Annotated in this window: 26 protein-coding genes; 14 read left to right on the top strand and 12 right to left on the bottom strand. The window is 67.1% G+C overall.

What is annotated here, in order from left to right; translation table 11 throughout:
• The first annotated feature begins 56 nt into the window (after positions 1-56).
• The 7 genes from ACFO8M_RS01940 (at position 57) to ACFO8M_RS01970 (ending at position 7,173) form a co-directional block, all read left to right on the top strand.
• The gene (locus tag ACFO8M_RS01940; RefSeq protein ID WP_387969755.1) at positions 57-1,040 is read left to right on the top strand and encodes a ribose-phosphate diphosphokinase; all 984 of its coding nucleotides are present in this window, start codon (positions 57-59) and stop codon (positions 1,038-1,040) included.
• A gap of 196 nt (positions 1,041-1,236) precedes the next feature.
• On the top strand, positions 1,237-1,878 hold the full coding sequence (locus tag ACFO8M_RS01945) for a 50S ribosomal protein L25/general stress protein Ctc (RefSeq protein ID WP_387969757.1): 642 nt from the start codon (positions 1,237-1,239) through the stop codon (positions 1,876-1,878).
• A gap of 12 nt (positions 1,879-1,890) precedes the next feature.
• On the top strand, positions 1,891-2,481 hold the full coding sequence (pth, locus tag ACFO8M_RS01950) for an aminoacyl-tRNA hydrolase (protein ID WP_387969759.1): 591 nt from the start codon (positions 1,891-1,893) through the stop codon (positions 2,479-2,481).
• 91 nt (positions 2,482-2,572) lie between these two features.
• Positions 2,573-4,078 carry a sugar transferase gene (locus tag ACFO8M_RS01955; RefSeq protein ID WP_387969762.1) on the top strand — a complete coding sequence of 502 codons (1,506 nt, stop codon included), beginning with the start codon at positions 2,573-2,575 and terminating at the stop codon, positions 4,076-4,078.
• Between the two features lie 284 nt (positions 4,079-4,362).
• Positions 4,363-4,698 carry a hypothetical protein gene (locus ACFO8M_RS01960; RefSeq protein WP_387969765.1) on the top strand — a complete coding sequence of 112 codons (336 nt, stop codon included), beginning with the start codon at positions 4,363-4,365 and terminating at the stop codon, positions 4,696-4,698.
• Between the two features lie 13 nt (positions 4,699-4,711).
• Positions 4,712-5,434, top strand: a complete 723-nt coding sequence (locus ACFO8M_RS01965; protein WP_387969767.1) for a hypothetical protein — start codon at positions 4,712-4,714, stop codon at positions 5,432-5,434.
• A gap of 2 nt (positions 5,435-5,436) precedes the next feature.
• Positions 5,437-7,173 carry a hypothetical protein gene (locus ACFO8M_RS01970; protein WP_387969770.1) on the top strand — a complete coding sequence of 579 codons (1,737 nt, stop codon included), beginning with the start codon at positions 5,437-5,439 and terminating at the stop codon, positions 7,171-7,173.
• A 362-nt stretch (positions 7,174-7,535) separates the two neighbouring features.
• On the opposite strand, the gene ACFO8M_RS01975 is transcribed toward ACFO8M_RS01970, so the two are convergent.
• The 7 genes from ACFO8M_RS01975 to ACFO8M_RS02005 all read right to left on the bottom strand — a co-directional run bounded on the left by ACFO8M_RS01975 (position 7,536) and on the right by ACFO8M_RS02005 (position 10,542).
• Positions 7,536-7,706: a hypothetical protein gene (locus tag ACFO8M_RS01975; protein ID WP_387969771.1), complete on the bottom strand. Its 171-nt coding sequence runs from the start codon at positions 7,704-7,706 to the stop codon at positions 7,536-7,538.
• 117 nt (positions 7,707-7,823) lie between these two features.
• Complete coding sequence (locus ACFO8M_RS01980) at positions 7,824-8,081, bottom strand: colicin immunity domain-containing protein (protein WP_387969774.1); 258 nt, start codon at positions 8,079-8,081, stop codon at positions 7,824-7,826.
• Between the two features lie 5 nt (positions 8,082-8,086).
• Complete coding sequence (locus ACFO8M_RS01985; protein ID WP_387969777.1) at positions 8,087-8,479, bottom strand: hypothetical protein; 393 nt, start codon at positions 8,477-8,479, stop codon at positions 8,087-8,089.
• Between the two features lie 16 nt (positions 8,480-8,495).
• Positions 8,496-9,110, bottom strand: coding sequence for a hypothetical protein (locus ACFO8M_RS01990; protein ID WP_387969780.1), 615 nt, complete (start codon positions 9,108-9,110; stop codon positions 8,496-8,498).
• 8 nt (positions 9,111-9,118) lie between these two features.
• Positions 9,119-9,820 carry a WXG100 family type VII secretion target gene (locus ACFO8M_RS01995; RefSeq protein WP_387969783.1) on the bottom strand — a complete coding sequence of 234 codons (702 nt, stop codon included), beginning with the start codon at positions 9,818-9,820 and terminating at the stop codon, positions 9,119-9,121.
• Between the two features lie 3 nt (positions 9,821-9,823).
• Positions 9,824-10,141: a type VII secretion target gene (locus ACFO8M_RS02000; RefSeq protein WP_387969786.1), complete on the bottom strand. Its 318-nt coding sequence runs from the start codon at positions 10,139-10,141 to the stop codon at positions 9,824-9,826.
• A 2-nt stretch (positions 10,142-10,143) separates the two neighbouring features.
• Positions 10,144-10,542, bottom strand: coding sequence for a YbaB/EbfC family nucleoid-associated protein (locus ACFO8M_RS02005; RefSeq protein WP_387969789.1), 399 nt, complete (start codon positions 10,540-10,542; stop codon positions 10,144-10,146).
• Between the two features lie 274 nt (positions 10,543-10,816).
• Here ACFO8M_RS02005 and ACFO8M_RS02010 point away from each other — a divergent pair, with 274 nt between their 5' ends.
• The 4 genes from ACFO8M_RS02010 (at position 10,817) to ACFO8M_RS02025 (ending at position 14,926) form a co-directional block, all read left to right on the top strand.
• Entirely contained in the window at positions 10,817-11,641 is an 825-nt protein-coding gene (locus ACFO8M_RS02010) for a 3'(2'),5'-bisphosphate nucleotidase CysQ (protein WP_387969791.1), read from the top strand.
• Between the two features lie 59 nt (positions 11,642-11,700).
• The gene (cysD, locus tag ACFO8M_RS02015; protein WP_387971154.1) at positions 11,701-12,612 is read left to right on the top strand and encodes a sulfate adenylyltransferase subunit CysD; all 912 of its coding nucleotides are present in this window, start codon (positions 11,701-11,703) and stop codon (positions 12,610-12,612) included.
• The gene (locus tag ACFO8M_RS02020) at positions 12,612-13,889 is read left to right on the top strand and encodes a sulfate adenylyltransferase subunit 1 (protein ID WP_387969793.1); all 1,278 of its coding nucleotides are present in this window, start codon (positions 12,612-12,614) and stop codon (positions 13,887-13,889) included. The genes cysD and ACFO8M_RS02020 overlap by 1 nt, the downstream gene beginning before the upstream one ends.
• Before the next feature lie 146 nt (positions 13,890-14,035).
• Positions 14,036-14,926 (top strand): hypothetical protein, encoded by an 891-nt coding sequence (locus ACFO8M_RS02025; protein ID WP_387969795.1) that lies wholly within the window; start codon positions 14,036-14,038, stop codon positions 14,924-14,926.
• A 57-nt stretch (positions 14,927-14,983) separates the two neighbouring features.
• On the opposite strand, the gene ACFO8M_RS02030 is transcribed toward ACFO8M_RS02025, so the two are convergent.
• The 5 genes from ACFO8M_RS02030 to ACFO8M_RS02050 form a co-directional block, all read right to left on the bottom strand.
• A complete protein-coding gene (locus ACFO8M_RS02030; protein WP_387969798.1) occupies positions 14,984-15,325 on the bottom strand; it encodes an MmcQ/YjbR family DNA-binding protein in 342 nt (113 codons plus the stop codon).
• Positions 15,326-15,389: 64 nt separating this feature from the next.
• Positions 15,390-16,139 carry a hypothetical protein gene (locus ACFO8M_RS02035; RefSeq protein ID WP_387969800.1) on the bottom strand — a complete coding sequence of 250 codons (750 nt, stop codon included), beginning with the start codon at positions 16,137-16,139 and terminating at the stop codon, positions 15,390-15,392.
• Positions 16,140-16,149: 10 nt separating this feature from the next.
• Complete coding sequence (locus ACFO8M_RS02040) at positions 16,150-16,770, bottom strand: DUF305 domain-containing protein (protein ID WP_387969803.1); 621 nt, start codon at positions 16,768-16,770, stop codon at positions 16,150-16,152.
• 90 nt (positions 16,771-16,860) lie between these two features.
• The gene (locus ACFO8M_RS02045; RefSeq protein WP_387969805.1) at positions 16,861-17,700 is read right to left on the bottom strand and encodes a DUF3105 domain-containing protein; all 840 of its coding nucleotides are present in this window, start codon (positions 17,698-17,700) and stop codon (positions 16,861-16,863) included.
• Positions 17,701-17,852: 152 nt separating this feature from the next.
• Positions 17,853-18,545 (bottom strand): DUF3105 domain-containing protein, encoded by a 693-nt coding sequence (locus ACFO8M_RS02050; RefSeq protein WP_387969808.1) that lies wholly within the window; start codon positions 18,543-18,545, stop codon positions 17,853-17,855.
• Positions 18,546-18,649: 104 nt separating this feature from the next.
• Between ACFO8M_RS02050 and argS the strand changes: the two genes are divergently transcribed.
• From argS to ACFO8M_RS02065, 3 genes are read left to right on the top strand one after another with little or no spacing between them, the layout of a single operon-like run.
• Positions 18,650-20,302, top strand: a complete 1,653-nt coding sequence (gene argS / locus ACFO8M_RS02055; RefSeq protein WP_387969811.1) for an arginine--tRNA ligase — start codon at positions 18,650-18,652, stop codon at positions 20,300-20,302.
• Entirely contained in the window at positions 20,302-21,705 is a 1,404-nt protein-coding gene (gene lysA, locus ACFO8M_RS02060) for a diaminopimelate decarboxylase (RefSeq protein WP_387969814.1), read from the top strand. Before argS ends, lysA begins: the two co-directional genes overlap by 1 nt.
• 39 nt (positions 21,706-21,744) lie before the next feature.
• Positions 21,745-23,022 carry a homoserine dehydrogenase gene (locus tag ACFO8M_RS02065; RefSeq protein WP_387969817.1) on the top strand — a complete coding sequence of 426 codons (1,278 nt, stop codon included), beginning with the start codon at positions 21,745-21,747 and terminating at the stop codon, positions 23,020-23,022.
• Positions 23,023-23,041 lie beyond the last annotated feature (19 nt).

Consider the following 23,041-nt stretch of genomic DNA (forward strand, 5'->3'; position numbering starts at 1 on the left):
GGGACACTGGAACCGTCGAGGTTCAGGTGAGACGACCTACTGGGGGAGCCCACGTCATGGCGAGCATGTCCGCTGTCAACTCCAAGATGCTCATGCTGTTCTCCGGGCGCGCCTACCCGGAGCTGGCTGAGGAGATCGGCAAGCACCTCGGGGTCGCACCGACGCCGATGAGCGCCTACTCCTTCGCCAACGGCGAGCTCTTCGTGCGCTACCAGGAGTCCGTCCGCGGCTGCGACGCCTTCGTCGTGCAGTCCATGCCCGCGCCGATCAACGAGTGGGTCATGGAGACCCTCATCATGATCGACGCGCTCAAGCGCGGTTCGGCCAAGCGCATCACCGTCGTGCTGCCGTTCTACCCGTACGCGCGCCAGGACAAGAAGCACCGCGGCCGCGAGCCGATCTCCGCGCGCCTCATGGCCGACCTGCTCAAGACCGCCGGCGCCGACCGCATCCTCACCGTGGACCTCCACACCGCCCAGATCCAGGGCTTCTTCGACGGCCCCGTCGACCACCTCTTCGCGATGGGCACGCTCGCCCGCTACGTCGAGGAGAAGTACGCCGACCGCCAGATGGCCATCGTCTCGCCCGACACCGGCCGCGTGCGCCTCGCCGAGCGCTGGTCCGACCGCCTCGGCGGCTGCCCGATCGCGTTCGTGCACAAGACCCGCGACCCGCTCAAGCCCAACCAGGTCGTCGCGCACAAGGTCGTCGGCGACGTCGAGGGCCGCACATGCCTCCTCATCGACGACATGATCGACACCGCGGGCACCATCTGCTCCGCCGCCGAGATGCTGCACAAGTCGGGGGTCGAGGACATCGTCATCGCCTCCACGCACCCGATCATGTCCGGCCCCGCCGCAGAGCGCCTCGCCAAGGCCCCGGTCAGCGAAGTCATCGTCACCAACACGCTCCCGATCCCCAAGGAAGCCGCGGACCTCGAGAAGCTCACCGTCCTCTCCATCGCCCCGTTGGTCGCCAAGGCCATCTGGGAGGTCTTCAACGACGGCTCCGTCACGACCCTGTTCGGCGGCCTCTCCTAGGGTCTGCCCCTGGGGCAGACGCTTGTCACATATCGATGCCCGTGTCAAGCCTGATCTGACGCGCGTAGTACTCTGGTGGGGTTGCCGACGGCGAGGGTGTCCTCGAGAGGGCGCCGTAATCGACGCAAAGGCGTAGGTCTTTTTCAGGGCTGCGAGCCCTTCTGAATGCCGACGTGAGCGTCGAGCGCCGCATGAAATGTTGCTTAAAAAACAGGGGAGTATTTCCGTGTCCGAAGTTCGTATCAGCGCCGAGCCTCGCACTGACTTCGGGAAGGGCGGTGCCCGCCGTACGCGCCGGGCTGGAAAGGTTCCCGCGGTGGTCTACGGCCACGGCGAGAAGCCGCTCCACATCTCCCTTCCCTCGCTCGAGCTCGCCGCCGCCATCCGCAAGGGCGGCGCCAACCAGCTCATCGCCATCGAAGTCACCGACGGCACCCGCGAGCTGGTGATCCCCAAGGACATCCAGCGCGACCCGCTTCGCGACGACATCGTCCACGCGGACCTCATCATCGTCCGCCGCGGCGAGACCGTCACCACCGACATCCCGATCAACTTCGTCGGTGAGGTGGAGAAAGGCGGCCTCGTCGTGCACGAGCTCACCGCCCTGACCGTCGAGGCCGAGGCCACCCACATCCCCGAGTCGATCGAGGTCGACCTCGAGGGCCTGGCCATCGGTTCGCAGCGCTTCGTCCGCGAGATCACCGTGCCCGAGGGCATCGTCATCGTGACCGACGCCGACCAGGCCGTCGCCGCCGTCTCCGAGCCCCGCGCCGAGGCCGCCGCCGAGCCCGAGGGCGAAGAGGCCGCTGCCGAGGGCGAAGCCCCCGCCGCCGAGTAAGCACAAGACGATATGACCGACACCCCGACGATCGTGGTCGGCCTGGGCAACCCCGGGCCGAAGTACGCTGCGAATCGCCACAATGTCGGTTTCATGGTGGCCGACGCGCTCGCCCGGCGCGTCGGCGGCCGTTTCGCCGTGGCCCGCAAGGCCCGCGCCGAAGTCTGCGAGGCCCGCTTGGGGGTAGGCGGGCCTCGTGTCATTCTCGTCAAACCCTTGACGTTCATGAACCTCTCCGGCGAGGCCGTCGGGCCGCTCGCCCAGTATTTCGGCGTCGCACCCGAATCGGTGATCGCCGTCCACGACGAGCTCGACGTCCCGTTCGGGGAGCTCCGCCTCAAGCGCGGCGGCGGCGAAGGCGGCCACAACGGACTGCGCTCGCTCACGAAGGTCTTGGGCACCAAGGACTACGCCCGGGTGCGGTTCGGCATCGGCCGCCCGCCCGGCCGCCAGGACGCGGCAGACTACGTCCTCAAGGACTTCGCCAAAGCCGAACGCCCCGAGGTGGACCTCAACATCGAACTCGCGGCCGACGCGGTCGAGGCGATCATCGAAAAAGGCTTCGTGCTCGCCCAGAACACCTTCAACGCGCCGTCGTCCTGACGCCGTAGTTCCCGGGCAGCCGACCGGATCTCATGTACTCCGCAGTGTGACAAGCCCGTCACCCAATGTCCGTTCGGTCGTTAGATCGAACATGACAGTGGTTGCGGACTCGACGGCTTTCGATGGCGTGCAGGACAGCCCCGCGAAGGGGCGCGTCTACTCCATAGGGCCCCAGGCGACTCGGCCTTACAGCGGCCCACCGGCCTGGCAGCGCAAGTACTTCGCGGGCATCATCGGCTCCGATATCGCCGCCGGCATCCTCGGCGCGGCCCTGGCCTTCCTCGCCCGCTTCGGCCAAGTCGACGACGGCAGCCGCGTCTACGCGCTCGCCCTGATCGCCATGCCCGCCGTCTGGCTCGCGACCCTTGGCCTCTCCCGCACCTTCGAGAAGCGGTACCTGTTCGTCGGCACCGAGGAGTACCAACGCATCGTCCACGCCGCCGTGGCCCTAACCGCCGCCGTCGCCATTGTCTCCTATGGACTCGAACTGCCGACCTCGCGCGTGTTCGTCCTCATCGCGATCCCCACGGCCGCAGCCTGTTCCATCATCGCGCGCTTCGCCTGGCGTAAATGGCTGCACCACATGCGGCGCGACGGCAGATGCATGAAACGCGTGGTCCTGGTCGGCCACGAGTCCTCCGTCGCCGCGCTCATCGTGCAGCTGCGCCGCGAGCACTACCACGGCCTCAAGGTGGTCGCGGCCTGTCTGCCCACCGAACGGCCCCAAGGCGCACTGCTGGACTTCGACACCCGCGTCCGCGGCAGCTTCGACCGCATCGCCGAAGCCGTGTCCGCCGAACGCGCCGACACCGTGATCGTCCTGGGCTGCCCCGAAATCGACGGCCAGGCCCTGCGCCGCCTCTCCTGGAAGCTCGAACGCAGCGAGGTCGACCTCATCGTGGCCTCTGCCCTCGTCGACGTCGCCGGCGACCGCACCACCGTCCGCCCCGTCGACGGCCTCCCGATGCTCCACCTCGACCACGCCCGCCTCACCGGCGTCCGCCGCGTCGCCAAAGAAGCGGTCGACCGCGTCGGCGCCGCCCTCCTCCTTCTCGCCCTCTCGCCGCTCCTGCTCGGCGCCGCATTCCTCATCCGCTGCTCCTCGCCGGGCCCGGCCCTGTTCAAGCAGGAGCGCATCGGCAAGGACGGCCAGCCGTTCACCATCTGGAAGTTCCGCACCATGCACCTGGACGCCGAACGGCGCCTCGCGGAGATCGCGCACCTCAACGAAGGCGACGGCGTCCTTTTCAAGATGAAGGACGACCCGCGCATCACCGCGGTCGGGAAACACCTGCGCCGCTTCTCCATCGACGAGTTCCCGCAGCTCGTCAACGTCCTGCGCGGCGACATGAGCCTCGTCGGCCCCCGCCCGCCCCTGGCGATCGAGGTCGCCGCCTACGAGTCGGACATGCGCCGCCGCCTCGCCGTCAAGCCCGGCATGACCGGCCTGTGGCAGGTCTCGGGCCGCTCGGACCTGCCTTGGGAGGAGGCCGTTCGCCTCGACCTCCGGTACGTCGAGCACTGGAACCTCTCACTCGACTTCGTGATCCTCCTCCGCACGGTGACCGCGATCCTGCGGCCCCAAGGCGCCTACTGACGCACCACTCCAGCGCCCCGCCCGGTCGACGACCGAGGGGGCGCTTTCGCCTGCCTTCCTTCTCACCCGTCGCATTCGCGAAGCACTTCGACCCAGATCTGCTTGGCCTGCTCGATGATCGCCTCGCACGCATTCCCGTTCGCCGTCAAGGCGACACGCCGCGTGCGTCTAACCCGTCCAGGCGATTGCGCGAGAGCACCGCGATCACACGGTGTGGCGGCGAGCCGTTAAAATCGAGATGGTTTGCAGATGTTTTCGCCCAATACACCCCGGAGGTCCCCGCCGTGGCTCAGCGCATTCTTGATCCCGCCTACCTGGAGGCGTACCGCGACGAACTCGCACTGCGCTTCAACTTCGTGACGGAGAAACTCCAGATGCTCGCCACCGGCAACGAACTCGGCGTCGAGCCCGGGTTCGGCCTCCTGGACTCCTCGCAGCAGGCGCGTCTCGACTACGCAGCCGCTCACGAGGAGCTGTGGAACAACCTGCAGAAGCTCCGCGCAGACCTGTATGGAGCGATCGTCACGATCAACGAATCGCTTGGCGTGCATACCGACTCCGAGGAACTGAACCTCGCCGAGTTCAACGCCAGCCAATCCGATGTCGACAACAACTCCTAGGATTCCGGACCTGATGAAGCGCACACTCTTCAAGACCTTCGCCGCGACCGGCGCCGCTGCCCTCCTCCTGAGCGGCTGCAGCCTGCTTGAACGAGGCGAGGACACCGGAGACGACTCGAACGGCGAAGACGGCGGCAGCGACAACGCCGTTTACACCGAGATGACTTCGTGGGACGCCTGCGAGGTCCTCAACAATCTCCAGCCCATTACCGACGAAATGGGTATCGAGGGCTACGGCAGTCTCACCAGCGGCGGCGGTGAGCCGAGCACCGCCAAGATCGGCAACACATGGGACCCGGACTCGATCGGTTGCAACGATCTCATCTACCTCGGCCAGAACGAGGGCGCTGGAGGAAATGGCGAGATCAAGGTAAAGATCGTTCCTACCGAGAGCGAAGACCAGGCGGTGGCTGCATACGAGGACCGGGTCTCGGTCGCAGAATCGGAATCGGCTCAGTGGACCGAGGCCATGAGTGAGGAGTTCGGCGACCCCTGGGATCAGGGGACCATCGTCTCCTGGATCGGTGACACCAGCCAACCCTTCGTTCAGGTCATTGCCCGCGATGGGCAGTGGGTCTTCCACATCGAGCTGTACCACACCCAGGACTATGGAGTTCGGAACGGAGGCGAGCCTGCGTTCGTCTTCAACGATGAAGAACTCAACCAGTGGTTCGTTGACACCTATCTGCCTGAGGTGAACCAGATCGTCAACGACCGGATTGCGGAGGTTCAGTAGCCATGAGCGACATCGAGTTCCAGACTGAGGACTACGCCGGCAACGGCGACCTCGCGGGCCAAGAAGCGATCGACGGTCAACAGAGCAGCGCCGACGGCATGTATCTGTCCGGCGACCCGTGCCCGAACGGCGACTGCGAGAACACTCACAATCCCGCCGAAGATGCTTGGGTCAAGCTCGTCTCGGCTATCCCCGTCGCTGGTCAGCTCGGCACTCTCAAATGCATCGCTACCGGCGTCGCCGCACCCACCCAGGAGGAAGTTCAGTCCTTGGTCGGACAGATCAGGCCCTCCGACCCGGACAAGTACGCGCTGCAAACCATCGCTACCAAGTGGGGCGAGTTCAATAACGACTTTTCGACGAACCCTGACACTGCAGTCGAGCCGATTCTGAGCTCGAAGCTGGCGGAGTTGGCGAATGGCTGGCAGGGTAACGACTTCGATGCGTTTGCCGAGCAGATGGAGACCGTCTTCGCGAACTGCGAAAAGATCGCAAACGACATCGGCACCCCGACCACCGGCATGATGGGTCTCCTTAACCAAAAGTCTGAAGAGATCTATGCGCTCCAAGGCGGCGGTTCTGGAGAACTTCCTTACCCGGCGCCGCAGTACTGGGTAGAAGACAAGAAGAACCTCTTCTCCGACACCAAGATCCACATGCGTCCCCCATTCCACTCAGGCGAGTGCGAGATCTCCTCGGGCTGCTCCTGGAACGGCGACCAAGGTGCCGAAGAGGCCATGGAGTACGGCGGGTTCGACGCCGAGTACACCGACGAGCTGAACCAGTACGTCACTGACCAGACTGAATATCACTACACCCGGCTTAAGGCCGAGCAGGTCGGCTCCGTAGACACCGCTGGGATGACTGCCTCGGAAAAGACCGAGGCGACCACCTTGACCCCTGCGCAGGAATCCTCGATCCGAGCTGAGGCCGAACGCCTCGCCCAGCAGGATGCGAATGAGCGAGCCGAGCAAGACTACGACGCAGGCTCCCAGGACTACGAAGCGCGCGCGACTGAACAGAACGAGACCGTCACCGCCCGCTGGAACGATGCCGAGACCTCTACCTCGGAGTTTCATCCGACCGTAGAGCCCTCCGGTGACTCGACCTTCCGCGAGTCCGCTGGCGACCTGAGCGGCTCCGGCTACTCGCCGCCCGGCGGCGGCGACTTCAACGGTTCGCCTTCCGGCTCGGGGACCGCGGGGCTGACCCCGCCGTCCGACACCTCCACCTTCGGCCCCGGCGGCAACCTGACCGGCGGCAGCAACACCACTCCCGACACCGGGTCGAACCCCTGGGAGGGCACGACCGGCGACGATGACGAAAGCTCCGGCGGTCTCGCCTCCGGTGGCGGCCTCAGCGCCGGCTCGGGCACGCTGACCGGTCCGAACCTCGGCACGGGTGGCAGCGGCATGGGCGCTGGCGGAGGTGGACTCGGCCCGGGTTCGGGCCTCTTCGGCCCGGCCGCGGGCGGTGCGGGCAGCATGACCAGCGTCGGCGGCGGTGCAGGCGGTCGCGGAGCCGGTGCGGGTGGCGTCGGCAAGGGCCAAGGCCTCTTCGGCAAGACGGCCGGAGCCGGCGCGGGCGCTAAGGCCGGCGCGGGAGGCATGATGGGCGGCGGCCGCGGCGCAGGCGGCGTCGGCGACGACGAGGATGCCAATACCGGCACCTGGCTCACCGAAGACGAAGACGTCTGGGGCCTCGCCCGCTTCAACGACGAGAATGACCCCCTCGCCTAACTCTCGATACTGAACGGCGGCGGCCGGACCCCAACGGGACCGGCCGCCGTCCTATTTCCCAACCCCACCAAATGAACTCGTGCCCGCCCGGCTCCGTCGCAAACTCACGCCGGGCGGGCATGATGCATAGACGCATTCGCAAACCCGCCCCCGATCCCGAGTGACCGAAGCAGAGGAGCGCGAATGACGTACGACCCGCAGTTTCTGCCTGTCCCAACACAACCGGACCGAAAGCCCGCCCCCGTGGGGGTGGCCGCCCTCAAGGCCGGCCGCGCGACACTTACCGCCTAACAACCACACAGCGAATGCGCCCGGCAGGACCAAGAGTCCCGCCGGGCGCTTTTTCATCTCCCGCCCATGGATCAGAGTCCGAAGGGCTCATCGCCCCGCAGTGGGTCGGCGATGTCCTCCGGTGTGTCCGGAGACAGCTCGATCTTCCCCAGCAGCTCTTGAAAGAGCACCGTGTCCTCGGGAGCGACGACGATCCCTTCGAGAACGAGTGCGCCCGCAAGTTCAGCGACCGCGAGCCCCACCCCCCCTGCCGATAGGGCACTGTGGAAGCCGCGCAAAGCCGGGCTGAATCCGACCGCACTAGCTCTCGACGAGGCCTTCGACCTTCGACGCGTACTGTCCTGTCCGGACACTTTCGCCTACCCCGCTTCACCCCGAAGGAACCGCACGACCACCGCACGCAGGCCTTCCTCATCTAGGTCACCCGCATTCCGCAGTTCCGGGTCGCAACAGAAGACATCGACATCGGTGAACAGTCGATCGACCTCTTTCGTGGTGGGTACCCCGAGGTCCCGGTACCGCCTCCAGAGGTTCAGGTACGCACCTTCAAACGCGATCGCCGTCATCCTGCCCTGCGCGAACACCGCCCCCAGCGCTCGAAACTCGTTGTCGTGCAATCCGACTACACCCGCTTCAGCGAGTAGGCGACCGAATCTCCTGCCTTCAGCCGCACAGTGCCTCGGTCGAACGAAATCTCAACGCCCACAACCTCACCGACCTCGTTGCGGAGATCAGCAAGGCCACGGATCACGTCGAAACCCGGCGTTCCTAGCGGCGAGTCCACTTCCTCGTATCGCCAGCTTTCTGGCGGCCACGCCCAACTCGGTAGCGACGGCCAAGTGCCGGGCTCGATCTCAAGCGTCCAATCAGTGGCCGAGGTGACGGCGATTGAAGATGTGTCAGGGAGGATCAGGACGTACGAGTCAGGCGCGAAGTCCGTCGCACCTGACTCCGAGTCCGCATATGTCAGGGCTTTGAAGCCTTCCACACGCTGACCGATCTCAAGCGAGCTCATTCAACACCTCCGCTGCTCATTGAATCGTGGTGGCGCCTTGATACCACCCGTTGGGACTGTTCGGATCCATCGGGAACATGGTCACAAAGTCACCGTTGGGTTTCATGATGACCAGATCGTCTCCTTGCCTGAAGAAGACGTAGTCGGGTCCCCCGCCGCCGTTCGGATTGTACGGGCCCACTCGAACATCGTCCGGCGCATCGTGCACCTGAGTCGCGCGGTCTTGGAACCACTGGCGTGAGGCAGGATCGCCGGGATCGAGACCGTAGTCCTTGGCATGTTTGCCCCACTTCTTTCCGAACTGGCCAGGGCTGATCTTGAACGGCGGCAAGTCCGCTCGAGTCGGCAGCCCATTTCCGGTGACGTCGGGGTCGCCGTCTCCGTCGGTGTCTTGGGCTCGGCCGTCCTGGCTTTCCTTTTCTCCGGCTTTGAGGACGCCGTCGAAGTCGTCTTGGGCGCTGGTGCCCTTGTAGTCCGTGTCCTTCTTGCGCTGCTCATCGGTTTTGGCCTTGCCGGTGTTCGGATCGATGGTGTTGTCGCCGTTGCCGGGGGTGGGGCCGCTGCCGTCCTTGTTCCCCGCAAGGGCCAGACCGATGCCGAGGAGCAGGAGGAGTTTCAGAGTTCGTCGCATGATCCGCCTCAGAGCCCCAGGAGCACTTTGAGGTTCTGAAGGCTTTGGACCAGGGCCATGCCGTAGCCCAGGATGATCCCCGCCCATTTCACGACTGCGGCCACGATTTGTGCGGCGATGACCGGGATGGTGACCACGAAAATTGCCTCGATGGCCCACACGATGACGTGGGCGACCAGTTCCGCGATCAAGTCGCGCACCAGTTCATAGGTGACCTGCACCAGTCCGCCTGCGCCTTCGGTGGCTGCGGCAAGGGCTTCCGCGGTGGCGCTCATAGCGTTTGCCGCGTTCACGTTGTGCACCATCAAAGCCTGGTACGAGTCGGAGGCGTCGCCGCTCCAACCGGGCATGTCCGAGGCCAGGAAGGACTGCAGGTCCTCGGCGATGGACCTCAGCTCGGCGGACATGTTGGTCCAGGTCTGCGCATGCGACATCACCACATCGGCCTTGCCGGTGAGCTCTTCGAGCATTTCTCGAAGTGGCTCGAAGTACTCCATGGCCCAGCCGATGCCGTTTGCGAACAGGGCGCTGAAGGGGTCGAGCACCGAGCCGACGAATTCGAGGGCGAACCCGCTGACACCAAGTGCGTCGTCCACCCAGCCGTCGGACTTGAAGGCAGCGACCATGTCGAAGTAGCCTTCGACCAGGCCCGCGCCGTCGTAGGCGTTCCGGTCCGATTCGACCGGGGCGATCAATGAGTTGTCTGACATCGCCTACCCCATCCGGCCTTCGAGTTCGGAAAATGCGCCTTGGGATTCGGTGTCGCTCGTCTCGTAGTCGTCGGCGCAGGCACGCAGGGACTCGGCGGCGATCGTGAAGTTCTCGGCGAGATAGGCCGTGACCCTGTCCTGGTCCTGGTGACGCTGTTCCAGGCAACCGGAGATCCAACCGCAGAGCGTGCCGTAGGCCTCGTCGTCCTGCTCGATGTGGGTGCTGGCGTTCATGACCGCGTCGAAACGGCCCTTCAATTCTTCGAGGTGACCCGCGTGAGCGCGCAGTTCTTCGGGGTCGACGGTGAATCCGTTCCCCATGGCTACCACCGCTCTTCGGGATCGGCGGGCGGCATGAGCTGGCTGCGGACCCGTTCGGCGATGGCGCGGCCCGCGGCCGAGTCTCCGCCGAGGGTGGTCTCGATGATCACCTTGGCCTGCTCGGCCACCTGGGCCTTCGCCGCGCGGATCGTGTCCATGACCGCTTGCGAGACGTACTGGAGCTCGACGCGTCTGCTGCGTTCGGAGAGCTGGAGGTCGAGCAGGGTGCCGGTTGAGTCCACGGTCACTGTGACCATGTGGTTCGGGTCCGACATCGTCACGCGGAGGTCCTGCATCTGGTTACTCATTGCCTGTGTATCAGAGGCGAGCTGTTCGATCTTGCCCTTCCACGCGGCTAGGCGTTCTCGGGACTCCTCGGGACCCGGTATTGCTCCGACCATCGCATCTCCTTGGGGTTCGAGCGACACAAGGGGCTATGTGGCGCTCACGATCCGAGAGTCTATCGGGTTGGCGCAAACAGGATGGTTCACGCAATTAGCCTCAACACTTGACTGTTGAGTCAGCTGATCCATCTGAACTGAGCTATTGGGGCTGGCGGGAGGTCGAACAGGGCGGCCGATTCGCGGTAGTTAGGGGAATGCGGGGGGTTCCGTTGGTCGGGATCGGGTGGCCCAATATTTGGGCGGGGTTGTGCCGCAGCGTAGACTGGCCGACATGTTTGACGCCCCTGACTCCGCTTCGGTGACTGGAGTTCCCACCGCTACGCCCGAGGCCGCTTCTGCTGTTGATGTCGCGTTCGCGGCTGAGCTCGCGACCGGCGCGGGGGAGTTGCTGCTCAAGCTCAGGGGCGAACTCGGTTTCGCCGACCCCAAGGCGCTCAAGGCCGCCGGGGACCGGGAGGCCAATGACTACCTGCTCGGGCGCCTGGCCGCCGAGCGCGCCGGGGATGCCGTGCTCTCCGAGGAGGGCAAGGGCGAGGCCGGCCGTGTCGGGACCGCGCGGCTCGACGCCGACCGGGTCTGGATCATCGACCCGCTCGACGGGACTCGTGAGTACTCCGAGGAAGGCCGCGACGACTGGGCCGTGCACGTCGCTCTGTGGCAGCGGGGCCTCGGCCTCACCGCGTCGGCTGTAGCACTCCCCGCCCAGGCTGTGACGTTGCGCACCGATGAGACCTATGCGGTGCCGGCACTGCGCGAGGGGAAGCCCCTGATCGCCGTGTCCCGGACCAGGCCACCGGCCGAAGCCGAAGCGGTCGCCGCCGCTCTGGTCGCGGAACTCGTGCCCATGGGCTCCGCCGGGGCCAAGGTCATGGCCGTGGTCGCCGGTACAGTAGACGCCTATGTGCATGCCGGTGGGCAGTTCGAATGGGATTCCGCCGCTCCGGTAGCGGTGGCCCTCGCCTCCGGCTGGCACGCGACGCGGATCGATGGCGCCCCGCTGCAGTACAACAACGCCGACCCGTACCTGCCTGACCTGCTGGTCTGCCGCCCTGACCTGGCCGGGCCCGCGCTCGAGGCCATCAAGGGCACGCACTGACCACCCGGTCCCGACCGGATACGACGACAACACCCCGAACGGGGCGAGCCGAGAGGAGCATTGCGCCGGTGAGCGACTACCGCATCAGCCACATCGCCGCGCTGGAGGCCGAGGCGATCTTCATCTTCCGTGAGGTCGCCGCCACCTGTCAGCGCCCTGTGCTGCTGTTCTCCGGTGGCAAGGACTCCATCGTCATGCTGCATCTGGCGCAGAAGGCCTTCGCGCCCGCGCCGATCCCGTTCCCGGTGATGCACGTCGACACGGGCCAGAACTTCGCCGAGGTCATCGAGTACCGCGACAACCGCGTGGCCGAGACCGGCGTGCAGCTCATCGTCGCCTCCGTCCAGGACGCGATCGACCGCGGCATGGTCACCGAACCCCCGGACGGCACCCGCAACCGCATCCAGACCCCCGTGCTCCTGGAAGCGGCCGAGAAGTACCAGTTCGACGCCCTGTTCGGCGGCGCCCGCCGCGACGAGGAGAAGGCCCGCGCCAAGGAGCGCGTGTTCTCCTTCCGTGACGACTTCGGCCAGTGGGACCCCAAGAACCAGCGGCCCGAGCTGTGGAGCCTGTACAACGGCCGGGTCCACCCGGGCGAGCAGATCCGCGTGTTCCCGCTGTCGAACTGGACCGAGCTCGACGTCTGGCGCTACATCGGCGCCGAGGACATCCCGCTGCCCGAGGTGTACTTCTCCGCCGAGCGCGAGGTCGTGGACCGCGGCGGCATGCTCTACGCCGTCAACGAGTTCATCAAGCCGCGCGAGGGCGAAGAGGTCTTCTCCGAGAAGATCCGCTACCGCACCGTCGGCGACGCGACCCTGACCGCCGGCGTCCGCTCGGATGCCACGACGATCGACGAGATCATCGCCGAGGTCGCGGCCACCCGCATCACCGAGCGCGGCGCGACCCGCGGCGATGACAAGACCTCCGAGGCCGCGATGGAAGACCGGAAACGGGAAGGCTACTTCTAATGACGGACACCCTGACCTCCCGCGAGGACACGCACGAGCTGCTGCGCTTCGCCACGGCCGGCTCGGTGGACGACGGCAAGTCGACCCTCATCGGCCGCCTCCTGTTCGACTCCAAGGCGCTGTTCGACGACCAGTGGGACGCCGTGGAGGCCGTCAGCGCCGGCCGCGGCGACGAGTACACCGACCTGGCCCTGCTGACCGACGGGCTCCGCTCGGAGCGCGAGCAGGGCATCACGATCGACGTCGCGTACCGCTACTTCTCCACGCCCGAGCGCAAGTTCATCATCGCTGACACGCCCGGGCACATCCAGTACACGCGCAACATGGTCACCGGCGCCTCGACCGCCGACCTCGCGCTGATCCTGGTCGACGCCCGCAAGGGCCTCGTGGAGCAGTCCCGCCGCCACGCGTTCCTGTGCTCGCTGCTGCGCGTGCCGCACATCGTCCTGTGCGTCAACAAGATGGACCTGGTCGACTACGACGAGGCCGTCTTCAAGCGGATCGAGAACGAGTTCGCGGCCTTCGCCACCAAGCTCGAAGTGCCGGATCTGACCGTCATCCCGGTGTCGGCCCTCAAGGGCGACAACGTGGTCAACCGCTCCGAGAACATGCCGTGGTTCAAGGGCCCGAGCCTCCTCCACCACCTGGAGAAGGTGCACATCGCCTCGGACCGCAACCTCGTGGACGTGCGCTTCCCGGTCCAGCACGTGATCCGGCCGCACTCCAACGACAACCACGACTTCCGCGGCTACGCGGGCCAGGTCGCCTCCGGCGTCATGAAGCCCGGCGACGAGGTCATGGTGCTGCCCAGCGGCTTCACCTCGCGCATCGCCACGATCGAGACCGCAGACGGGCCTCTGGAAGAGGCCTTCCCGCCCTTGAGCGTCACCGTGCGCCTCGAGGACGAGCTCGACGTCTCCCGCGGCGACATGCTCTGCCGCCCCGGCAATCAGGCCCGTGTCTCCCAGGACATCGAGGCGATGATCTGCTGGATGGACGAGTCGCGGCCGCTGAAGCTCCGCGGCAAGTACGCCGTCAAGCACACGACTTCGGACGTGCGCGCGATCGTCAAGGACGTGCAGTACCAGCTCGACATCAACACGCTCCACCGCAACGAGACCGCGACCGAGCTGAAGCTCAACGAGATCGGCCGCGTCACGCTCCGCACGACCAAGCCGCTCCTGTGCGACGACTACCGCCGCAACCGCGCGACCGGCGGCTTCATCCTCATCGACGAAGCCGACAACCGCACCGTGGGCGCGGGCATCATCGTCTAAGCAGCACAACGTATTCGGGCCCGGCCGCTTTTGCGGCCGGGCCCGAATACGTTGTCCGCCTGGGTGTCAGGTGTCACAGCGATGCGGTTTCATGGCGGAGTGTCGAAACGCGAATCGCGTGCTGAGCTCCAATACCGTTTCATGTCATGGTCACCCATTCCCATGAGGTCCCCATCCGCCTGTTCCAGGCTCGTCCGGACCTCGCGGCAACGTTGCTTACCAAGACGCTCGGCGCCGCACTCCCCGCATACGCCAGCGCGATAGCCGAATCGGAGGCGCTCACCAACAACGATCCGCTCGAGCTCAACTGCGACAACGCGGCAGTTTTCCGCAACGAGGCCGGGGTGCCCGTGTTCGCGGTCATCATCGAGGTCCAACGCGGCCAAGACAATCGGAAGCACTACAGCTGGCCCATGTACCTGACGATCCTCCGCGCCCGTCTCAGGTGCCCGGTGCGGCTGCTGGCAGTTTGCACCGATGCGGTGACTGCGGACTGGGCGCGGCGGCCAATCGAAGTCGGACCGCCCGGATTCACACTGCTTCCAGATGTCATCAACCCGGAGGATCTCATGGAGATCGATGAGGACCAGAGCGCCAAAGAAGCGGTGGAGATTCTGATTCTCAAAGCGGCCTGCGGAGGACCACAGGCCGAACAGGTCGCCCACAGGCTCGGCCGGAGGCTCAACGAGCTTTCTGAGTCGGACCGCCAGCGGTATGCTGGGTGGGCGATGCAACTTCTCTCAACCGAAGCATGCAACGTCTTGGAGGACTACATGAGCATGACGTACCAGCAGTACCTCGAGAGCCCGGCCGGCAAGTTGGAGCTCAAGGGCGAGGCACGCGGTAAGGCGCAAGGCAAGGCAGAAGGCAAGGCAGAAGGCAAGGCCGAAGCGGTGCTCGAGATGTTCGAGCTCCGCGGAATCGAGGTGTCCGAGGTTGCGCGGGAGCGGATCCTGGCCTGCACCGACCTGGAAGAGGCCGACCGTTGGTTCACCAGCGCCTTCAGCGCCTCCCGCGTCGAGGAGATCTTCGACTGAGCGAATACCGTTGACTTCGTTGGGCCCGAGCCGCAAAGCGGCTCGGGCCCAACGCGTTTACCGCTGCTCGTAGGCTCTGCGGACTCTTGCCGGGGCCTTGAGGAGCCAGGCGTCTTCGATGAGTTCGGTGAGGCGCTGGGTGTCGATCTTGTCGAGGTCGACGAGGATCATCGCGTAGCCCTCGTAGTGGGGCGTGGTGTAGAACGCCGGGTCGGCGGAGGCGAGCAGGGCGGCCTTCTCGCCCGGTTCGCAGACGATGGCGAGGCCGCCTTCGGCCTCGGTGCGGAGGCGGGCGAAGAACTTGCCTTTGACCTTGAGGGATGGGGTCTGCCAGCTGGTGGTCTCCTCGACCTCGGGCATTCGGGAGGCGATGGCCACGACGTCGTCCCAAGTCGGCATTGAGGGCTCCTTCCGTCACCCCCATGGTCTCGCATGGGTACGACAAAACGGCCGAATCCGTGGTCTAGGGGTTGATCCAGTTGCCGATGGCGATGAGGCTGGCCGCTGAAGCCCCGAGGACCGCCATGGCGACCACGGCGGCGGCGAGGAGGCGCAGCGGTGTCTGGGTCCAGTCGGGACCGATCTGGTGGCGCATGGCGGGCATGGAGCCGGTGCCCGGTTCCGGTTGGGGCGCTTGCTCCGCGGGCGGGAGTTCCTCCTCCTGCGGGCGCATGAAGTTCGCGGTGGGAAGGAGCTGGGTGTCGCCGCTGGTGCCGCCGTGCATGCGGACGTGGTCGACCTGGACGGACACCGGTCCGACGGAGCCGCGGACGCCGTCGCCCACGCGGGCGAACTGGGCGGTGTCGCCGGGGCGGTAGCCCGCGTCGCTCGGTCGCGAGTGCTCGCCGGTGAGGCCGGAGCCTTCACGGCCGACGCGGGGCACGGACCAGCCGCTCGGTCCCGGTTCGGGGGCCGAGCCTTCGCTGCGCGGTTGCGAGAGGCTCTGGTACGGGTCCGGAGCGCTGAAGCCGGGCTCTGCGGGCCCTTGGCGCGGTTGCGAGAAGCCGCTGCGCGGCGCGGGGTCGTTCGGCGCCGAGGACTCCCAGCTGTAGCGGTAACGCGAGCGCGATTCCTGGCGGGGCGGCGGCTCGGCGACCGTGTCGACCTGGATCGTGCGCTGCTCGTCCGTGCGGCCGTCGCCGACCCGGGGGAGTTCACCGGTGGTCGGGTGCGACGGATCGCCGTATCGAGGTCCCCACTGGTCCTGGCTCACAGCGGCGTTCCTACTCTTCGACGGCGTTCAGGATGTTGTCGCGGTGGTTCTCGAGGTTCTCGATCTCGGCCTGCTGCTGGCTGATCGTGCGCCGGGCCGCGTTGACCACGAGTTCGTTGTCGGTGCGCTCGAGCGCGGCCTTGGCCATGTCGACACCGCCGATGTGGTGCGCGATCATCAGGTCGGCGAACATGACGTCCGCCTCGGCGCCGGTGAGGGACTTGAACTCGGTCATCTGCTCTTCGGTGGCCATGCCGGGCATGAGCCCGCCCGTGTCCTCGCTGTCGTGGGCGTGCTCGTCGCCCGCCCACGCCATCGGCTCGCCGCTGGAGAGCTCGACGCCCCAGTCGCGCAGCCACGTGCGGTACATGCCGATCTCGGTGCTCTGCGTCGTGGCGATGTCGTACGCGACGATCGTCATCGCCGGGTCAGCGCCGTTCTGCCACTCGTACATGGCCATCTCGACGGCCTGCTGGTGGTGCGTCTGCATGTCGCGCGCGAACCCGGCCTCGACCGAGTCGTTGCCGGGGGCGGAGGTGCCCACCACCCAGCCGACCAAGAGCCCCGCGGTGAGCATGAGCACCGCGGTGATCGCGATCAGCACTGCGGGCCTGCGCCACAAGCGGCTCATTCGTCGTCCTCTCCTGACGGGCGCTCCCCGATTGAGAGCGCCCGTTGTCTCACTTGCCTAACGAGCGTCGTCCCGAAAGGTTCGCGTCTGTCAGCCCGTGGGCATCTGCTGGTCGGCCGTGGTCGTGGTCAAACCGTTGGCGCACTGGGCGCCAGGCTCGGCCGCGTTGTCGGCGTTCTGGATGTAGAAGTCCATGAACTCGTCGATCTTCGGGTCGTTCAGCTTGTTGGTCTGGTATTGCACGCCCCAGGCCTGGACCGAGACCGCGACGCCCATCTCGGGGTACGGGCTCATCAGCGAGAAGTCGCGGCCTTCGACCTTCGAGGCGAGCTTCTCGATGCCGTCGCCGTCGACCAGCGCCGGGTCGTAGGTCAGCCAGACCGCGCCGTGCTCGAGGGAGTGGACGGCGTTGCCGTCCATGATCGGCGCGTCGTAGACCGAGCCGGTGCAGGTCTGCCACTGGCTGAGGTGGTCGCCGCCGGCGGGCGGGGTGATCTCGTACTCGGGGACCGCGGTCGGGTCCTCGCCGTCGATGTGGGTCTGCTGCACGACCCAGGGGTTCTCGAGGTCGTCCTCCTTGACGTCGCCGTCCTGGAGCGCCTCGGTGACCTCGGAGTAGTTCGCATACTCGCCGTAGAAGTCGGTGATGCCCTCCGGCGGCTGGCTGCGGTCCCAGACGACGAACACGGCGGCCCCGATCAGGCCGAGCGCGACGACGCCGACGCCGGTGAAGGTGAAGATCAGCCCCCACGGTTTCGGCTGCTTGACCTGGACGGCGCGGCCCTTCCGGGAGGCGGTGGGCGCCGAGGACTTGCTCAGGCCCGAGCTAATGCCCTTGCCGGAGTCCTTGGCCGGACCTTTTTCAACGACTGCGCCTTTGCCAGTGCTCTTGCCGGAGCCCTTGCTGGCGGTCTGCTTTTTCGATGCCATTCGCGGGGAGAGCCTTATTTGTCGAGGTCGGGATGAGCCGGAGCGGAGCCGGGGAGGGCCCGGTGTGATTTCCACTCGCGTACGCCACCTTACCCGGTCGCGCCGGGGCACTCCTTTAGAGCGCACCTCGAAACGGACGAACCGCGCCCCGCCTACTCGACGGTGGTCGTCACACCGCCCGCGCAGGTCGCATTCGGCTCCGGGTTGAACCGCTCGTTGAGGATGTACGAGTCCAGGTACTCGTCGATCTTCGGATCCGCCGGGTCCTCGGTCTGGTACCGGTTCCCCCACGACTGCAGCGAGACCGCGACGCCCTGACCCGGGTACGGACTCATCAGGCTGTAGTCGCGCGCGCTGATGACCTGCGCGAACGCATCGATGTCGGCCTGGTCGACCAGCTCGGGGTCGTAGGTCAGCCACACCGCGCCGTGCTCCATCGAGTGGACCGCGTTGCCGTCCACGATCGGACCGTCGTAGACCGAACCGGTGCACGTCTGCCACGCGGACAGGTGGTTCCCGCCCGCCGGCGGCGTCACGTCGTAGACCGGGTTCGTCCCGTCCCAGGTGTTCAGCACGTCCAGGTGCTCCTGCTGCGCCACGAACGGGTACTCCAGCTCCTCGGCCGTGACCTCGCCGTTCTGGATCGCGGCCATCACCGTCGTGTAGTCGCCGTACTCGCCGTAGAAGTTCTCCACGCCCTCGACCTCGCTCGGGGCCGCGGTCGTGGCGTCGGCGGCGGCCGAGCCGTCGCCGTCCTCACCCTCCGGTGAGGCGGTGCATCCCGCCAGCGCGCCGAGCGCGAGCGCGGCGGCGAGAGCGGTCCAGCGGTACTGAGGCGGGCGCATGTTCGAGGCCTTCCGTCGTGGTTGCACAGAAGCAACCTACCGGGGCAGGCCACAAGGGCGTTTATCACTCGCGGGCGGCGAAGCGCGGAGTCTACGATTACCCGGTGACTCCTGAGACGCTCGCAGAGAAAGTGCTGTCCGCTACGCGCGCCGCCTTCGAGGCCCTCGGCCTCGACACCGCCGTGCTGCCCGCCCATACGGCGGTCGAGCGACCCAGGGACCCCAAGCACGGCGACTACGCCTCCAACATCGCGCTGCAGACCGCCAAGAAGGCCGGCACGAACCCGCGCGCGCTCGCCGAGAAGATCGCCGAGCTGCTCGGCGCGACCGAAGGCGTCGTCAAGGTCGACATCGCCGGCCCCGGCTTCCTGAACATCACCCTGGACGCGGCCGCCGCGGGGGAGATCGCCGGGAAGATCGTCGTCGCCGGGACCACCTACGGCACCAACAACTCCATGGAAGGCGTGCTCGCCAATCTGGAGTTCGTGTCCGCGAACCCGACCGGGCCGATCCACGCGGGCGGCGTCCGCTGGGCCGCGATGGGCGACTCCCTGGCCCGCGTCATGCGCGCCTCCGGAGCGAAGCTCACCGCCGAGTACTACGTCAACGACGCCGGTGCGCAGGTCGACCACTTCGCCGGTTCGCTGCTGGCCCGCGCCAAGGGCGAGCCGACCCCCGAGAACGGCTACGTCGGCGAGTACATCGACGACATCGCCGCCGACGTGCTCAAGCGGCGCCCCGACGCGCTCGAGGCCGAAGACCCGTTCTCGGTCTTCAAGACCGTCGGCCTGGAGCTGATGCTCGAGGACATCAAGACCACCCTCGCCGACTTCCACACGCACTTCGACGTGTTCTTCAGCGAGAAGGGCCTGCACGAGCGTGGCGAGCTGGACAAGGCCGTCGAGCGGCTGTCGCAGCTCGGCCACGTCTACGAGGCCGACGGCGCGACCTGGCTGCGCACCACCGAGTTCGGCGACGACAAGGACCGCGTCCTCAAGAACTCCAAGGGCGCCTGGACCTACTTCGCCTCCGACTGCGCCTACTACCTCGACAAGCGCGAGCGCGGCTTCGACAAGCTCGTGCTCATGCTCGGGGCCGACCACCACGGCTACGTCGGCCGGATGCAGGCGATCAGCCAGGCCTTCGGCGATGAGCCGGGCACCCTGGAGATCCTCATCGGCCAGTTCGTGAACCTGCTGAAGAACGGCGAGCCCTTCCGGCTGTCGAAGCGGGCCGGGAACGTCATCACGCTGAACGACGTCGTCGAAGCCGTCGGCGTCGACGCCGCCCGCTACGCGATGACCCGCTACTCGGCGGACTCGACGATCGACCTCGACATCGAGGTGTGGACCAAGCACAGCAACGACAACCCGGTCTACTACGTCCAGTACGCGCACTCGCGGACCCACGGCGTACTGCGCAACGCCGCCGACCGCGGTGTCGTGAAGGGCGACTCCTACGACGCCTCGCTCCTGGCCGACCCGCGCGAATCGGACCTGCTCAAGGCCCTCGCCGAGTTCCCGGCCGTGGTCGCCACCGCCGCCGAGCTGCGCGAACCGCACCGGATCGCCCGGTACGCCGAAGAGCTGGCCGGGGCCTGGCACCGTTTCCAGAACAGCGGCCTCCGCATCCTCCCGTATCCCGACGAGGAAGCCACGCCCCTGAACATCGCCCGCCTCTGGCTCACCGACGCCACCCGCGTCGTGCTCGCCAACGCGCTCGGCCTCCTCGGCGTCTCGGCCCCGGAGCGGATGTAATGCGGACTCACGAAGCCGGTGCACTGCACGGCGACTTCGACTACTCCGCGCTGCGCCCCGGCTGGCTCGGCGTGCCCGACGACGTCAACACGCTCATGCCGCAGCTGTGGTCGGCGAACGTTGAACGCGCCGACGACGGCGTCCTCTACATCGGCGGCCTCTCCGTCGAGGAGCTCGCCGCCGAATTCGGTACGCCCGCGTACGTCTTCGACGAAGACGACTTCCGCGCCCGCTGCCGAGCCTGGATCGAGGCCTTCGAAGGCGCCGACGTCTTTTACGCCTCCAAGGCCTTCTGCTCCAAGGCCGTGCTGCGCGCCGCCGCCGAAGAAGGCCTCTTCGTCGACGTCTGCACCGCCGGCGAACTCGCCGTGGCGCTGGCCGCCGGGCTCGACCCGGCCCGCCTCGGCCTGCACGGCAACAACAAGTCGCTCGCCGAACTGCGCCAGGCCGTCGAGATCGGCGTCGGCCGGATCGTCGCCGACTCCTTCACCGAGATCGAGCGCATCGAGGCCCTCGCGGCCGAACTCGGCAAGCGCCCGAACGTGATGGTCCGCGTCAACGTCGGCGTCGAAGCCCACACGCACGAGTTCATCGCCACCGCCCACGAGGACCAGAAGTTCGGCTTCTCCCTCGCCGGAGGCGCCGCCTACGAGGCCGCCCGCCGCGTCATCGCCGCCGAGCACCTCGAACTCCTCGGCCTCCACTCGCACATCGGCTCCCAGATCTTCGACACCGCCGCGTTCGAGATCTCCGCCGCCCGCGTCGCCCGCCTCCACGGGAAGCTCCAGACCGACTTCAACGTCGTGATCCCGGAGATGGACCTCGGCGGCGGCTTCGGCATGGCCTACACCAGCCAGGACGACCCGCAGCCGCCCGCCGACATCGCCGCCTCGCTCCGCAAGATCGTCGCCGAGGAGTGCACGGCCGCCGGCATCGACCTCCCGCGCCTCTCCATCGAGCCCGGTCGCAGCCTCATCGGCCCGACGATGTTCACCCTCTACGAGGTCGGCACCGTCAAACCCGTCACGCTCTCCGGGGCCGCCGCGCGCCTCTACGTCTCGGTGGACGGCGGCATCAGCGACAACATCCGCACCGCCCTGTACGACGCCACCTATTCGGCGACGCTCGCCTCGCGTTCGTCGAAGGCGATCCCCGCGCTGGCCCGAGTAGTGGGAAAGCATTGCGAAGCGGGCGACATTGTTGTTAAAGATGAGTTCCTGCCGGCCGACATCGCGGCGGGCGACCTGATCGCGGTCCCCGGAACCGGCGCCTACTGCCGCTCCATGGGCTCGAACTACAACCACGTGCCCCGCCCGCCCGTCGTCGCCGTCCGCGGTGGCGAGGCCCGGGTGATCCTGGCCCGTGAGACCGTCGAAGACCTGCTCCGACTCGACGTCGGCTAGGCACTCGACTCCAAACCAAAAGGAAGAGGGACACCAGCGATGAAACTCGCGCTACTCGGATGCGGCACCGTCGGCAGTGAAGTCGTGCGCCTCATGCGAATGCGCGGGGAGGAGCTGGCGTCCCGGGTGGGCGAGCCGGTCGAGATCGTCGGGATCGCGGTGCGGCGCATCGACCGCGACCGCTCGCACCTGCCGGTCGAGAAGGAGCTCTTCACCACTGACGCGCTCGGCCTGGTCAAGCGTCCGGACGTCGACATCGTCGTGGAGGTCGCCGGGGGCATCGAGCCCGCTCGCACCTGGATCACCACCGCGCTCGCCGAAGGCAAGTCGGTCGTGACCGCGAACAAGGCCCTGCTCGCCGAGGACGGCCCGGCCCTGTCGGCCGCCGCGAAGGCCGGCGGCGCGGACCTGTACTACGAGGCCGCCGCCGCTGCGGCGATCCCGCTGATGCGCCCGCTGCGCGAGTCGCTGCACGGCGACACGATCAACCGCGTGCTCGGCATCGTCAACGGCACCACGAACTACATCCTCAGCCAGATGTCGCAGACCGGCGCCACCTTCGAGGAGGCTCTGGCCGAGGCCACCGAGCTCGGTTACGCCGAGGCCGACCCGACCGCCGACGTCGACAACTACGACGCCGCCGCGAAGGCCGCGCTCATCGCCTCACTGGCGTTCCACACCCACATCGACCTGGGCGAGGTCTACCGCGAGGGCATCCGGGGCGTCTCCGCCGCCGACATCGCCTCCGCGGCGGCCCAGGGCCGCGTCGTCAAGCCGCTGTGCATCGCCACCCGGGAGGCCGACGGCGTGTCCGTGCGCGTCCACCCGGCGATGATCCCGGCGACCCATCCGCTCGCGAACGTCAACGGCGCGTACAACGCGGTGTTCGTCGAGGCCGAGTCCGCCGGCCGCCTCATGTTCTACGGAGCGGGAGCGGGCGGCACCGAGACCGCATCGGCGGTGCTCGGCGATATCGTGGCCGTGGCGCGCAACAAGCGCGGAGGGATCACCGCCTTCCCGCCCGAGGCCGCCTACCAGGACCTGCCGGTGAAACCCATCGGCGGGGCCCACACCCGCTATCACGTGAGCCTCGACGTCGTCGATGAGCCCGGCGTGCTCGCCCGTGTGGCGGCCACCTTCGCCCACCACGGCGTCAGCCTCGCCACCGTCCATCAATCCGGCCAGGGCGACGAGGCCCGGCTCGTGGTCGTCACCCACACGGCCGCCGACAAGCAGCTGTCGGACACCGTGAAGGAACTGTCGCAACTGACCTCGGTGCACCAAGTCACCTCGGTCATGCGCGTCGAAGGAGAATAGGACGACATGTCCGCATCTG

It is taken from the genome of Glycomyces rhizosphaerae (genome assembly GCF_042647865.1).
In the GTDB taxonomy this organism is placed as follows: domain Bacteria; phylum Actinomycetota; class Actinomycetes; order Mycobacteriales; family Micromonosporaceae; genus Glycomyces; species Glycomyces rhizosphaerae.

What these genes read in the sequence shown, in the direction of transcription:
- ACFO8M_RS01940 (WP_387969755.1), top strand. Translation starts at nt 57, where the DNA reads ATGGCGAGCATGTCCGCTGTCAACTCCAAGATGCTCATGCTGTTCTCC.
- ACFO8M_RS01945 (WP_387969757.1), top strand. Translation starts at nt 1,237, where the DNA reads ATGTTGCTTAAAAAACAGGGGAGTATTTCCGTGTCCGAAGTTCGTATC.
- pth (WP_387969759.1), top strand. Translation starts at nt 1,891, where the DNA reads ATGACCGACACCCCGACGATCGTGGTCGGCCTGGGCAACCCCGGGCCG.
- ACFO8M_RS01955 (WP_387969762.1), top strand. Translation starts at nt 2,573, where the DNA reads ATGACAGTGGTTGCGGACTCGACGGCTTTCGATGGCGTGCAGGACAGC.
- ACFO8M_RS01965 (WP_387969767.1), top strand. Translation starts at nt 4,712, where the DNA reads ATGAAGCGCACACTCTTCAAGACCTTCGCCGCGACCGGCGCCGCTGCC.
- ACFO8M_RS01970 (WP_387969770.1), top strand. Translation starts at nt 5,437, where the DNA reads ATGAGCGACATCGAGTTCCAGACTGAGGACTACGCCGGCAACGGCGAC.
- ACFO8M_RS01985 (WP_387969777.1), bottom strand. Translation starts at nt 8,479, where the DNA reads ATGAGCTCGCTTGAGATCGGTCAGCGTGTGGAAGGCTTCAAAGCCCTG.
- ACFO8M_RS01990 (WP_387969780.1), bottom strand. Translation starts at nt 9,110, where the DNA reads ATGCGACGAACTCTGAAACTCCTCCTGCTCCTCGGCATCGGTCTGGCC.
- ACFO8M_RS01995 (WP_387969783.1), bottom strand. Translation starts at nt 9,820, where the DNA reads ATGTCAGACAACTCATTGATCGCCCCGGTCGAATCGGACCGGAACGCC.
- ACFO8M_RS02000 (WP_387969786.1), bottom strand. Translation starts at nt 10,141, where the DNA reads ATGGGGAACGGATTCACCGTCGACCCCGAAGAACTGCGCGCTCACGCG.
- ACFO8M_RS02005 (WP_387969789.1), bottom strand. Translation starts at nt 10,542, where the DNA reads ATGGTCGGAGCAATACCGGGTCCCGAGGAGTCCCGAGAACGCCTAGCC.
- ACFO8M_RS02010 (WP_387969791.1), top strand. Translation starts at nt 10,817, where the DNA reads ATGTTTGACGCCCCTGACTCCGCTTCGGTGACTGGAGTTCCCACCGCT.
- ACFO8M_RS02020 (WP_387969793.1), top strand. Translation starts at nt 12,612, where the DNA reads ATGACGGACACCCTGACCTCCCGCGAGGACACGCACGAGCTGCTGCGC.
- ACFO8M_RS02025 (WP_387969795.1), top strand. Translation starts at nt 14,036, where the DNA reads ATGGTCACCCATTCCCATGAGGTCCCCATCCGCCTGTTCCAGGCTCGT.
- ACFO8M_RS02030 (WP_387969798.1), bottom strand. Translation starts at nt 15,325, where the DNA reads ATGCCGACTTGGGACGACGTCGTGGCCATCGCCTCCCGAATGCCCGAG.
- ACFO8M_RS02040 (WP_387969803.1), bottom strand. Translation starts at nt 16,770, where the DNA reads ATGAGCCGCTTGTGGCGCAGGCCCGCAGTGCTGATCGCGATCACCGCG.
- ACFO8M_RS02045 (WP_387969805.1), bottom strand. Translation starts at nt 17,700, where the DNA reads ATGGCATCGAAAAAGCAGACCGCCAGCAAGGGCTCCGGCAAGAGCACT.
- ACFO8M_RS02050 (WP_387969808.1), bottom strand. Translation starts at nt 18,545, where the DNA reads ATGCGCCCGCCTCAGTACCGCTGGACCGCTCTCGCCGCCGCGCTCGCG.
- lysA (WP_387969814.1), top strand. Translation starts at nt 20,302, where the DNA reads ATGCGGACTCACGAAGCCGGTGCACTGCACGGCGACTTCGACTACTCC.
- ACFO8M_RS02065 (WP_387969817.1), top strand. Translation starts at nt 21,745, where the DNA reads ATGAAACTCGCGCTACTCGGATGCGGCACCGTCGGCAGTGAAGTCGTG.